9 protein-coding genes are annotated in these 12,721 nt (G+C 47.1%); all 9 read right to left on the bottom strand.

Features of this window, described 5'->3' with window-relative positions:
- Nucleotides 1-120 precede the first annotated feature (120 nt).
- Nucleotides 121-1,248 carry a transglutaminase domain-containing protein gene (locus MHB71_RS29710; RefSeq protein ID WP_036606951.1) on the bottom strand — a complete coding sequence of 376 codons (1,128 nt, stop codon included), beginning with the start codon at nucleotides 1,246-1,248 and terminating at the stop codon, nucleotides 121-123.
- Between the two features lie 198 nt (nucleotides 1,249-1,446).
- Nucleotides 1,447-3,840 (bottom strand): S-layer homology domain-containing protein, encoded by a 2,394-nt coding sequence (locus tag MHB71_RS29705; protein WP_340028354.1) that lies wholly within the window; start codon nucleotides 3,838-3,840, stop codon nucleotides 1,447-1,449.
- Nucleotides 3,841-4,067: 227 nt separating this feature from the next.
- Complete coding sequence (locus MHB71_RS29700) at nucleotides 4,068-4,994, bottom strand: alpha/beta hydrolase (protein WP_282320216.1); 927 nt, start codon at nucleotides 4,992-4,994, stop codon at nucleotides 4,068-4,070.
- 169 nt (nucleotides 4,995-5,163) lie between these two features.
- On the bottom strand, nucleotides 5,164-5,790 hold the full coding sequence (locus MHB71_RS29695) for a bifunctional 4-hydroxy-2-oxoglutarate aldolase/2-dehydro-3-deoxy-phosphogluconate aldolase (RefSeq protein WP_047841586.1): 627 nt from the start codon (nucleotides 5,788-5,790) through the stop codon (nucleotides 5,164-5,166).
- Nucleotides 5,791-5,941: 151 nt separating this feature from the next.
- Complete coding sequence (locus tag MHB71_RS29690; protein WP_036606945.1) at nucleotides 5,942-7,093, bottom strand: MFS transporter; 1,152 nt, start codon at nucleotides 7,091-7,093, stop codon at nucleotides 5,942-5,944.
- Between the two features lie 117 nt (nucleotides 7,094-7,210).
- The gene (locus MHB71_RS29685) at nucleotides 7,211-7,609 is read right to left on the bottom strand and encodes an Rrf2 family transcriptional regulator (protein ID WP_036607093.1); all 399 of its coding nucleotides are present in this window, start codon (nucleotides 7,607-7,609) and stop codon (nucleotides 7,211-7,213) included.
- 183 nt (nucleotides 7,610-7,792) lie between these two features.
- A complete protein-coding gene (locus MHB71_RS29680; RefSeq protein ID WP_340028353.1) occupies nucleotides 7,793-9,934 on the bottom strand; it encodes a glycosyltransferase in 2,142 nt (713 codons plus the stop codon).
- Between the two features lie 11 nt (nucleotides 9,935-9,945).
- Entirely contained in the window at nucleotides 9,946-10,662 is a 717-nt protein-coding gene (locus MHB71_RS29675) for a glycosyltransferase family 2 protein (RefSeq protein ID WP_235431516.1), read from the bottom strand.
- A 222-nt stretch (nucleotides 10,663-10,884) separates the two neighbouring features.
- Nucleotides 10,885-12,378 (bottom strand): xylulokinase, encoded by a 1,494-nt coding sequence (gene xylB / locus MHB71_RS29670; RefSeq protein WP_340028352.1) that lies wholly within the window; start codon nucleotides 12,376-12,378, stop codon nucleotides 10,885-10,887.
- Between the last annotated feature and the right edge of the window lie 343 nt (nucleotides 12,379-12,721).

The following is a 12,721-nucleotide window of genomic DNA, read 5'->3' as shown; positions in this document are numbered from 1 at the left end:
GATTAGAATAGCAAAGCTACATATACAAAAAATAGACAACACTAAAATCCTCGTTTTTGAACACAAAATTGAACACAAAAAAGGATACTCCTCAAGCGGAGCATCCTGTTCAAACGGTTGTTATAATGTCCAGTTAATTTTGACGCGCAGATCCGTAGTACCTTCCATTTTGGATACATAATAAGATATCGATTTCATGCCAAGTTGGTACAAATCCTGCAAATCTTCAATCAGTCCAGCTTCCGTACCCTTGTACCTGAATGTCAGCGAGGTTCCGCCTTCCTTCAGCTTACTCTGAACTTTGGTCTTCAGCGCAGCATGGCCTTTAACAGCATCCTGTTCATCATACAGGGAATAGTCCAGAGCATGGTACAGCTTCTGATAAGCGGCTTTTTTGCTATCTCCGGCCTTCACCAGCTTTAATAAAGCTTCTCGATATGGGGCGGGCGCAGCGGGGTACTTGCTTTTGCCTGTCCAGATATGGTCACGTGCCATCTCATCATCACTCAGCAAATAGTAGCTGTGGCTAACCTTACCTTTGCGGTCAGGGGTAGGATCATCCCATGTGGTGTCCATGTGATACCACTTGCCGTCCAGGTTCACAATATTCCAGGCATGTAGCTGCCCGCCCGCTGTACCTTCCACAATCCGGTTATCGATACCTACTCGCTCCAGCATCCGATATGCCAACAGTGAATATCCCTGACAGACGGTACTGCCTGTAACAAGCCCGTCGTAGGCCGTATATTTCTTCAACGAAGTATCGTAGGAAAGGTTAAGCACAATCCAGTCATGGATGACCTTGACCTTCTCATGATCCGTCATGCCTGGTTTGATGATTTCTTTCAACACGTTTGTGACTTTACGATTCACATAATCGGTCTGCTCCTTGGTCTCCCGATAGGAGAGAGTCACATGCACCTCGGCCGACACATTGGAGCCTTTATAATTAAATGCATAACTTTTAACGGTATATTGGATATAGGGGTCACTCTTCATTGCCTCATCGATGGAGGTTTGTAATTGTTTTTTGAGGCCCTTCACATTGCCTTTGTATGTAAAAACAAGTTCCTCCGTTCGCTGTGACATTGCGGTAAGCAAGGTCTGGCGCAAATCTGTTGCCGTGGATATATCTGATGTTCCTGATGCAGCATACAGTTGATCCAGATCAACCGTACGTGGTAACGCTACAGCAATCAGACAGCCTGCCAGCAGTATGGTGATAATTCGTTTCCCGTTCTTACCCATGAAAGGAACCCACCCTTCTTTGCAAAGTTCTCACGCCCTATTGTATCACAAAAGGCTCTGTCGTCATTGTAGTTTTGTCAAAGCAAATCAAAAGAGACCTTCTATGGAAGGTCCCTTTGATCTTTAGTTCATTGAATCACGATTACCCGTTATCTTCATCCTATGTTTCGTTTGGTCACGATATGAGTGATTCCTCGTCTAATACAGGCGATTACCACTCATAAACGTATCTGTTTTACCTTGAAGCTTCGCCAGCCGTTCCAATACCTGTGACGCTTCAGCTACCGTCACTTTACGTGCAGGCATGAATCGTCCTTCAATCGAAGGGAGCAATCCCAGCTTCAGACTCAGGGAGACCGCTCCCTTACTCGTAATGGCACTGGCATCCGCAATGTTGGGAAGATCCGATGGCAACGTATAGAATCCGGCCAGCTTCTCATAGCGTAAAATACGTACAAGCAGCACTGCCAATTCTTCACGTGTCATCTCTTCCTGCGGATTCAAATTCTGTTCAGGGTCCGCTCCGGCAAGCCAGCGCTGATCGATTAATGCCCGAACTGCCTTATAATACGGGCTGTCAGGTGTCACATCAGCGTATAACTTGTCATCTCCGTCCCCACTGTAGTACAGATCCATATTTGGATTAATCGCTCTTGCCAGATAGTTAAACCAATCTCCTCGGGTGATCACACGATCCGGGAATACGCGTCCCTGTTCATCAGCAAGCAATACGCCATGCTGGGTCATATTGCGTAGAGCTGCTTCGGCCACATGACCCAAGATATCCGTAGGTTCAGCCTTGGTTGCAGAGCTTGTGTCCCCGTATAAAAGCTCCCACTCCCCTGTGTTCGCATCCAGCGCTTCATAGTTGCCATAGATCGAATTCTCATCACGTGTAGGCATATAAGCAAGGTTCACCCCCGCTGGGATGACTTGACCACCGTTCATACCATATCCGCCATAACGGGAATATGCGAGGATCAGCTTGAATTCCTCCAGATAGAGTGCCTTGGCCTCTTCATAACTGATGGCTGGCTTAACATCTGCTGGCAGTTGTTCAGGCGTTGCCGCAATACGTGTATAGAACTCGTTAATCGTCCCGTTGTTTAACACCTGTACTTGTGCCGTATCTTCCTTAACCGGAATTCCGTTCAGATAACGCTGGAACAAAAATGTGCGAGCATCATCCACCTCAATCACGTTAGCCAGTCGGAACTGCTCCGTTGCGTCTGGAACTAGCGCAATCACCGTGTCCATCGCCAGTTTCTCAGCCTGCTTCCGGGTTACCAATTTGCCTGCCTTCTCCTCAGCCGGCTTCTCCTGTTCCATCTCCGGTCCCATTCGTTGCATCATCGTATAACTGTAGATCTGCCCGGTAACTGCATCTACCTGTGCTGAGATATCCCGCATGAACATATAGGACATATTGGCACTTCGATCGCTCCAGCTCAGACTCCACACCTGATTGTTCGGACTTGAGTAATATCCCTTGCCCAGCTGGTTATGCTCCAGCTTATATCCCTTGGGAATATCAAAGTTTGTTGCGACCCGATTGGCGGCCTGCTGAACATTTAACCTCGTACCATTGGCCGGGACAAAAGGCGTTACATCACCTTTTAACTTCGTATCCTGCTGCAAAGAATCTTCATCTACAGCTTTACCTGTTAATGTATTAATCCGTTCCAACGTATTGGCTTCAATCGGAATGATACTGATATTTTTTGGTGTATATGCAAGGTAATACTGCTGACCCTGTTTGGAAGATAGACGATCTTTGGCGATATAAGCCAGCTCCACATCGAACTGTTCTTCAAACTGCTGTCTGGCCTTCTCTTCTGAAGCTGCCGGTTTCGATGAGGGATACTTGGCTTCAATAGTACCCCGTGAGTAACCTGTCACCAAACCACTTTCATCCACATTAATGTAGACTGTCTCTGCGTCAGATAACAATCCATCATGTTTTAACTGGTACCCGTATCGATACTCTGTTCTGCCAAACAATGACTCTTGTTCGATGGAAGAATACATATCTCCAAGCGGAGCATATTCATTGTCCTTAAGACCCGGAATCGCTTGGTACAACAGTGTCACGGCCTTTTCTTCAGCTTGAGCTTTGGTTAACTTCACATCTGATTCCGAGACATGTTTATCCAGGATATCCGACGGCAAATGTACACTTAACACTTCCCCTGTGCCTGCATGTACAGTTCCACTGAATCCCGACGTATGATTACCTTGTGTAATCTGGAACCCGATCTCCCACGCCTTGTAGTCTGGCGGTGGATAGGAATTAGGTGAATCGAATCGTGCAGATGAGATCGTTGCTTTTTTTAATAATGGAAATAATTTCAGTATATTTTCACTGGCTTGCCTGGATGAGATTTTCGCTCCCTCAGGCACGTCATTGCTCGTTGCGTCTAGTTGTTCATTTTCCCCCGTTGTCGCTGCGGTCAACTGCTCTGCTTGCGCGGCTGATGCACTGCCTGCAAAACCTGGTGTTTGCGAAGCAAGCAGCAGTGTTGCCATCGCTGCGGTTGTTGCTTTGGTTGCGAACATTTTCAAACGTAGATTAAACTTCCAATTCAAACTCAAATCTGGACCTCTCCCTTCAATTTCATACAAAGAAGCATAACAAATAACCTCGCATGAATATTGCCAGTCTATTCTATGATACCATAAGCTTCCTTTTTAATCGTCGTTTTCCGGGCAATTTTACAAATGTGAATTTCTGCATATTGCTAGTAACAGCAAAAAAAACGCCAATTACGTTGGCGTTTTATCTGTTAGCCTGCACTCTTATGTAGGCTGAATCTACCTTGTCAACTACTCGCTTTAGACGAATCGTTCAACTTCGCCTGACCTTGGACATGGGTTTTCAAAAATGGAATAACGGTGTCCCAGAAGGTGGGATCTTCCTCAGAACAACTGTGTCCTCCGCTGTTGACCCATAGATGTTCAACAGGCGGATCGGCTTTGGACATAAAATATTCAAGCTCACTCGGGGGAATGAAATTATCTCCCTTGGAGTGCACCATAAGCATCGGCAGTTGCATCCCCCTGCGCCGTTCATTCAGCATCATCACCGGATCACGCTGACGATAAGATTTCAGAGATTCACCCAGTCGCCAGAACCAGATTCTCGGAATTAACTGGGCCAGTGGAAACAAGGGCAGACGCCGGCGTCTCAGCTCTGCACTGACGATTACTTCAAATTGCGATGGCATCGAGTCCGTAATCACTGCTGATACAGGAATTCCCTCCGTCACTGCAAGAATCGTACCCAATCCCCCCAAAGAATGACCAAGCACTCCGATGGCATCCGCATCAATCTCTGGTCGTGCAGTCGTATACTGCAACGCCGCGAGCAGATCATCCCGGAACAAGTAGGCAGATGCAGCACGAACCGGATCACTAGCCCCATGACTACGCACATCATACATAAATAAGGCATATCCAGCTTCCCAGATCGGACGTGCGTAACGAAGAACACGGGAGCGATTGGAGCCCCAGCCATGTGCAATAATAACGAGCGGCCATGGTTTCGGAATGTCGGCTCTGGCCGGGATGAACCAGCCATGCACCCGACCTCCCCCACTGTCAAAGGTCACATCCTCAAATGGCATTGGGGGTGTGAGTGTGATTGGAATCTTCTTGGGGGTTTGGCTCTTTACCGCTGCCTTCCATAATCCACCTGCCGTTACTGCGGCCACGGCGAGCATGCCGCCTATCATTGTTTTAGCTTTCACAGGGCATCTCTCCTCTCCGAATTCCGGCATACATCCATCATAAAACAATAGAATGAACGGCACGTTAAGCGACATGGGTTTTTATGATAAAGATTAATCCAACAACTAATTTAAAGGAACCATCATATATATACCCAAATATACATATTCCTCATCTGATGCTGGAATCCTAGGCTTCAGCTGCTTCCACAAATCTCCGTGCACATGCTGCAATCTGCTCATGATCTCCTGCCACAAGAGCTTCTCGTGGTAAAAGTGCACTTCCCAGACCCACTGCAGCAGCGCCTGCTGCGTAATAATCAGCAATATTCTCCAGTGTGGCACCACCTGTTGCCAGCAGTGGAATATGATTCAGTGGCGCTTTGATCTCCCGCAGATACGGTATACCCAGACTCGCCATCGGAAACAACTTCACAACTCGTGCTCCCGCTTCATGGGCAGCGACAATCTCCGTAGGTGTCATGGCTCCAGGCCAGATCTCGACACCATGTTCTACAGCATATTCAATGACAGACAGATCGACATTGGGAGATACCAGAAATTGTGCTCCTGCAGCGACGGCTTCCTTCGCCATCTGCACATTCAGTACCGTACCCGCTCCAACATAAGCCTTTCCTTCATGCCGCTCACGCCAGTCTGCAATAATATCATGTGCTCCAGGTGTGTTCAGTGTGACTTCCATTAGTCGGATGCCGCCACCTGTCATACCTTGTCCAGCTGTTACTGCCGCTTCGCGGCTTATACCGCGCACAATCGCAACTAGCCTTGACTCCAATAGTACTTCCGTCAAATTCATATCCAGTTCCCCTTGCTTCATCAATTCGGCAGCCGAAGACAGGCAATCATGGTCACCGCTTTTCCGTTATTCATTATTGTAAGGCATATCCTCTCCTGGATGAAATCATTTGATCCAATATTCACTTCTTCCTTTTAAAAAGACATTGAATTCAACTTGGTTTTGTAGTCAACCTGAAGGAAACAAGGGCAATCGCCAAAGCCAACAGCAGGACCATACCACCAATCCACCCCAAATTTTGAACGGAATTGTATTTCACAACTACACCTCCCAATCCGGCACCGAAAGTCATACCTATGTTCATTACTGCCGTATTGTAACTCAGGACTGTTTCAGAAGACTGTGGTCTCAATGTTATCAAATAGAACTGATTCGCGGGCGTTGTTATCCAGGCAGCTGTGCCCCAAATCATGATGGTCAGAAGAATACCTATTGTGGAACCTGCTGTGATGGGCAAAATAAAGAGGGCACCAGCATGAATAATCAAACTGATTGGAATCGTGCGAACAGGTCCCCATCGATCTACCGCATAGCCACCAAGACGGGAACCTATGAATGCAAATACACCCAATACAAGTAACGCCGTACTAATCATTTCTATTGAAAAATCGGCTACTGAACTTAAAAGTGGAGCGATATAAGCAAATACCATGGTGTAACCCAGAATCCAGAAAACAGTCGTTAATAATCCGGTGATAACCTTTTTATCTTTGATAATCAATAATTGTTGCTTCAGGGAGAGAGACGGGTTACCCTCCATTCGAGGAATAAATCTGTACAACAGCATGAAATTAATAAATGCGATAATTGCAATCATGATATAAACGTAGTGCCAATCCATGTAGGCAGCAATGAAGGTACCAATCGGCACTCCTAATACCAATGAAACGGTGAATCCTGTGATGACAGTTGCAATGGCACTACCCTGTTTGCCAGAAGGAGCTAGTCTTGCAGCATAGTTCGTGGCTAGGACAAAATATAGACCACCACTCATGGCCAATACGATGCGTGAGAACATAAGCATGCCAAAGTTCAAACTGAAGAATGCAATGATATTTCCCAAGATAAAAATAAGCATGGAATACAGAAGTACTTTTTTACGTTGTAACTTGGAAGTCAGCATGACCAGAGCCCAGGCTCCCAATGCATGAGATAGTGCATATACGGTGACCAATTGTCCCGCTAATGAGATCGAAACCTGTAAATCGCGGGCAATGATATCTAAAACACCAGATACGACAAATTCGGCTGTTCCCACAACAAAGGCTCCTAAAGCCAATAAATAGATAATAAATGAATTCATTTCAGTCTCCTTTATTCAAAAGAATAGTGTGTGAAATCTTCTGGATATATTCGTTTGTTGAAATTTATAATAGATATAAAAGATAAGTTATATCTATTATAAATACAAAAAAAATACTTAATGCATCATTGATATTTTACCGGCAATTGAAGATAATTTTCGATTTTTAAGCACTTCTTCCATCTGTCCTTCGGCAGTGATCATGGTTTCTTGAATTAAGCATCCCTGTTTATGATGACAACAATCAAACAGAGAGGTTGTACCCTCAATGGCCTGGATGATGTCCAAAAACGTAAGATCCTCCCACTTCTCCTGAAGTGTATACCCGCCATGGGCACCAGATGAAGAATGAATCATCCCCTCTTTCGTCAATTTGGTTAAAATCTTGGACAGATATGTGGGTGAAACATTCTGCCACTTTGAAAGCTGCTGCACACCCACAGGTTTATCTGAATTGGATGCCGCAAGAAAAAGCATCGTGTGCAGGGCGTAATTGGTAGCTTTGGAATACTTCATCATCTCATTCCTCCCTAATAAAAGACTTAATATATCTACAATAACTCCTTTAATACAATTACGTCAATAACCCCCTCTCATAAAAGTGGCTCATTGCGTCCACTCTTTCATCAGAGGAGGCTCTTGTTACAAACAACTGTTCCAGCAATATCTATACCTACAGTTCCAATCTATATGCATGCTTTAGGCATTTTCCAATACGTTATCCTTCTCCAAATCTTTAAAGTATCGATCGTTATATAACATGCTCGGATGTGTTGGATGATAGGCGAGTGCGATATCATTATGTTCCCGGGCCTTGGCACGGTTACCCATCCGGTCATAACACACACATAGTTGCAGATGCGGCATCCAGGTCCAAGCTGCTTCATTCAGCACTACCATAGGGTCATCAGGACGTACAGCACGAGTCGCCTGTTCGTACCAGAACAGGGCCTTGCGATAATCTTCACGGTCGGCAAAATAACCACCCAATCGACAGCAAATCTCGGCTCTTGGCAAATCATAGGCAAATGATCGGAACAACGCCGTGACTTCCTGTTCCGGATGTTCAAGTGCAGCTTCACAATCCGCAATTTTCTGGCAAGCAGCGATCTGATCTTCCACCCAGCCCAATCCGGTATCCAGAAACTTCTCATAGTACTTCACCGCATCCTCATGCTGTCCATGGTCCTTCAGTTCATTACCGAAATAGTACAAGTCACGTGGCCCAAATTCCTCTCCGGCCTGTTCCCTTTTGCGATAGATCCGCAGATTCCGATCGGTATACTCCTTATCTTTCTTGTGGGTAACCGCGATATCACTATGCAACAGATTACCCGCTACAGCCAGATATTCATGCACCGCGCCAATCCAGCGAAATTGCCGATCCCGACGCACCAGACGATTCCGGCGCAGGCTGTAGGCTACCTTGCCATCTGCTGTGAATGACAGATTGTAATCCATCGTGACACTATCAACATCCGGGTCCAGCGAACGTTTCAAGGCGATCAGTTTCGCCCGATCTTCCGGTTCGAACACATCGTCGGCATCCAGCCACAGAATATATTCACTCTTCGCCTGATCGAAAGCATAGTTGCGTGCTGCTGCAAAGTCATCCACCCACTCAAAATCAACGATACGATCCGTATATCTGGAAGCGATCTGGCGAGTGCGATCCGTTGATCCGGTATCCACGATTACAATCTCATCGGCAATACCGTTGACCGAGTCCAGACATCTCGCAAGGGAAGCTTCTTCATTTTTCACAATCATACACAGGGTAATACTGATCGTCTCTTCGCCTCGTCTCGCCCTGCGATTAAAGGCGGAAACCCCCGGCAGTTCGGACAAACGATAGATGTGGTACGCCGGGAGATGAGTATCGACGAATAAACGAAAACCCAGTGCCTGAGCACGGATGCAGAAATGACGATCTTCGCCCCAGAAGGATACATTGGGAATCTGGTCATATGAGACTCCTGCTGCCAGAACATTTTTGCGAATAAGGGTACATGCCCCCAGCCCTCCAACTTCATAACAACCCGGGATCCGTAGCTGATTTAGAAAAGCAGTCGTTTGCGTGCCCTCGTCCTCCGTCTCGGTTCCGTCTACTGTTTTGCCACCGCGGCGAAACAAAGCATACTCATCTTGCAGCCATACCTGCGGCATTTCCCTGGCATCCGGCTGCCACCGGGTCCAAAAAATATTGGATACAATGTCTTTGCCACTCGATACGAGTTGCTCCAGCGTCCGCGGATGCAGCACCAAGTCAGAATCAATCAGGAACACCGCATCATAGTGATTGTCGCGTGCATATTGCAATATGCGATTTTTCAAACCGGCTACACGCCAAATCTGATCATCCTGCCAATAGTGTCCTCCCTCATCCTTGGTGTACACCCCTTTGTTGTCAGGACTACCGCTACCATGTTCATCTGCTTGAATAACCGTCCCCTCATGCTGAAGCACAAATTCATGCAATATATTCGATGCGGCTTCTTCCACGTTATCGTCAACAAACAGATAATCCGTCTTTACTGTTGTTCGTTCCAGTGCATGCAGAGAATCCAGAAATTCACGGAGAACCGGAGTTGTCTGGCGAATCGGGCTGGCGATCAGTATTCTTTCTTGCCCAAACGCTTCATGCTCTTCCGATTGGCGGGTTTCCAGCGAATTATCAGAACGTCTGGACGGTCGATGATTACTCTGGCTCTCTTTCAGGCTCTCATGTTGCTCCTCTTTTTGATGTTCTTTCTCATTCTCTTTGTCTTGTGAATTCAGCTCTATTTGAGGTTGGGATTCTTCTTGCGATTTGCGTAACGGTTCTTTCTTCAACGTGCTCACTCCCCCTCTCCTTATTCGAACCATGCCAACAGTCGTGGCTCTTGATCCAATATCGATTCGTACTGTTCCTTCCAACCGTATCTTGCTTCAGGGTCCAGTGCTTGATAGCGTTCATATTTGCGGATACGGTCTTCTTCCCGAGCCCAACCATAGTGCTTCACCCGGGGAGCATGACATCCATAGGACCAATGCTGGATCGTTAACGGAAAACGACCACAATGCTGGGGTGTCTCCTTCCACTCATAGTTCATCCCCGGGTGATAACGAATCAGAAATGGCCGATAGTAGGCATGCGCCTGCCAGAACTCATCTTCCCGGTAATGCGTCTCACTCCACATATCAAACAATCTGAAATAGATCGCATCTTCATTGCCACTGAGCAGCAGATCCCGTAACAACCCAAAGTCACTGGTTAGAATCTCATCCGCATCCAGATTCAAAATCCACTCCGGATCGGTCGCCACCGTCTCTTCCCATTGTTGTTTTCTCAGGCTTACCTCGTCTGCAAAACGTGAAGCTGTGTTCTCCACTAATACGAGTGGAATACCGTCCAGAAGTTCCCTGCACAGCGCGACCGTTGCATCCGTGCTTCCGTCATCAATGATTACTGCGCGATCAATCCAGGGACGATGTCTCTCCAGTGCCTGCCTGAGATACCGATTCTCTTCATTACGAACGATCATCGACAAGGTAATATGTGGTCTTCCATGTTCCTCATGTCCATCCAAAGCTTCACCCCCATGCTCAAGCTTCTACCTATTAAAATGTCGGACACACGATGCCTGGACGAATCACAATCCTCTATTTCCAATCTATGCAGAGCCGGAATGCGGATATGCAGGCCAAGTAAACCTTTCATGGGGTTAATCTTGATGAACGACAAAAAAAGCACCCGCGTTCGCGGATGCTTTTAAATGTAATCACAAGATTAATGTAGTGAAATAAATGAATTAACGGTATTCAGCCAAATGATCATTGAGACTACGTGTCTGTCCATAGACTTCCTGGTACAATGCGAACAGTCCATCATAGACGGCAACCGTTTCCGGGTTTGGCTCATAGGACTTCGCTGGACGAATAAACGCTGTTGCACATTCCTGCAATGACGGGAACCAGCCACAACCATAGGCAGCCAGCATTGCTGCACCCATCGCAGGACCCTGTTCGCTCTCCAGCTTCACAATCGTGGCGTTAAAGACATCCGCCTGCATTTGCAACCAAGCTTCGTTCTTGGCGCCGCCACCAATGGAGATGACTTCATTGACGGTTTTGCCTGCACCACGCAGAATATCAATGGACTCGCGCAGCGAGAAGGTAATGCCCTCCATCACCGCACGTCCAAAGTGCTCCAGCTTGTGTCCTGCATCCATACCGATGAAGCTGCCACGGATATTCGCATCCGGATGAGGTGTACGCTCCCCAACGATATATGGTGTGAACAACAATCCGTTGCTGCCCGCCGGGATCTGATCGATGCCCTGCAAGAGCACATCAAACGATTTATCCGCTGCAAACGTATCCTTGAACCAGGACAGGCTATATCCTGCCGCAAGCGTTACACCCATAATATAGAAGGCATCTTTCTCTCCGTGGTTAAAAAAGTGTACTTTGCCTTCGAAGTCGAGATCTTTACGCTCTTCGTAGGAAAGCACAACCCCGGACGTTCCGATGCTGCACATCGTCTGTCCTTCACTCAGAATGCCTGCGCCAATGGCACCACACGCATTATCCGCACCACCTGCGTATACTTTTGTTGCAGCCGCTAGACCCGTTTGATCCGCAATCTCAGGCAGCAACGTGCCCACTTCCTCAAACGATTCCACAAGACGTGGACAAAGAGAGATTGGCAGCTCGAAAGCTTCTGCAATCTCGTTGCTCCACTGTTTGCCTGCAACGTCCAGTAGCAAAGTTCCCGCTGCATCCGAATAATCCATAGCGTAATCCCCGGTCAGGCGATAACGAACATAGTCTTTAGGCAACAGGAACAAGGATGCTTGCTGTAACAATTCAGGCTCGTTCTCCTGAACCCACAGAATTTTCGGCAAGGTGAATCCTTCAAGTGCACGGTTCCGGGCAATGCTTAACAGCTTGCCATCCAGCACTTTTTCGATGCGACGGCACTGAGCCGTTGTGCGTGTATCGTTCCACAGGATTGCGTTACGCAGCGGTTTACCTTCAGCATCTACCAAGACCAGTCCATGCATCTGACCGGAGAAGCTCAATCCCTCGATTTCCGAAGGCTGCACGCCAGACACTTCAAGCAATTTACGCAAGGAAACAATGGTCTGCTCTACCCAATCTTCGGGATTTTGTTCACTGTATCCAGCCTTGGGCTGGTACAACGGGTATGCCTCGGATGCTTCAAATGCCACTTTTCCTTCGCGATTGACCAACACGGTTTTGACCGCGCTGGTTCCCAGATCGACGCCAATTACGTAACTCATAGGTTAACTCCTCTCGTTTGTAACAGGACTGTATAAATGAAACCCTTGATGCTCATATGGTCACTTCGTGATCAGAAAACCCTTGGATCGCCGTTACCCCCGGATTTCCTTTAATCCCTTTGACAAGGGAGAAATCCGGGGATAAATGCGCACGCTCCGCTTCCTCGGGTCCTTTCTGCTCACTTCGTTCTGCATGTACCATCTTAGACAAACATTTATATCAAAAATTTAAAAACCGCGTTATTTTTTTAATCAAAAAACCGCCCCCGTCTTCCCAAGGGAAAGTCGGGGACGGTCCGAATGTCATGCTTGTTCAGGCGTTCCATGGTACAAGCTAATCTTG

The sequence above is a fragment of the Paenibacillus sp. FSL H7-0940 genome, assembly GCF_037979415.1.
Lineage (GTDB): Bacteria > Bacillota > Bacilli > Paenibacillales > Paenibacillaceae > Paenibacillus > Paenibacillus amylolyticus.
The sequence above is the reverse complement of the archived record's forward strand: the minus strand, read 5'-3'. Positions and strand labels throughout refer to the sequence as shown.

What these genes read in the sequence shown, in the direction of transcription:
- MHB71_RS29695 (WP_047841586.1), bottom strand. Translation starts at nt 5,790, where the DNA reads ATGAATTTGACGGAAGTACTATTGGAGTCAAGGCTAGTTGCGATTGTG.
- MHB71_RS29685 (WP_036607093.1), bottom strand. Translation starts at nt 7,609, where the DNA reads ATGAAGTATTCCAAAGCTACCAATTACGCCCTGCACACGATGCTTTTT.
- xylB (WP_340028352.1), bottom strand. Translation starts at nt 12,378, where the DNA reads ATGAGTTACGTAATTGGCGTCGATCTGGGAACCAGCGCGGTCAAAACC.
- MHB71_RS29710 (WP_036606951.1), bottom strand. Translation starts at nt 1,248, where the DNA reads ATGGGTAAGAACGGGAAACGAATTATCACCATACTGCTGGCAGGCTGT.
- MHB71_RS29690 (WP_036606945.1), bottom strand. Translation starts at nt 7,093, where the DNA reads ATGAATTCATTTATTATCTATTTATTGGCTTTAGGAGCCTTTGTTGTG.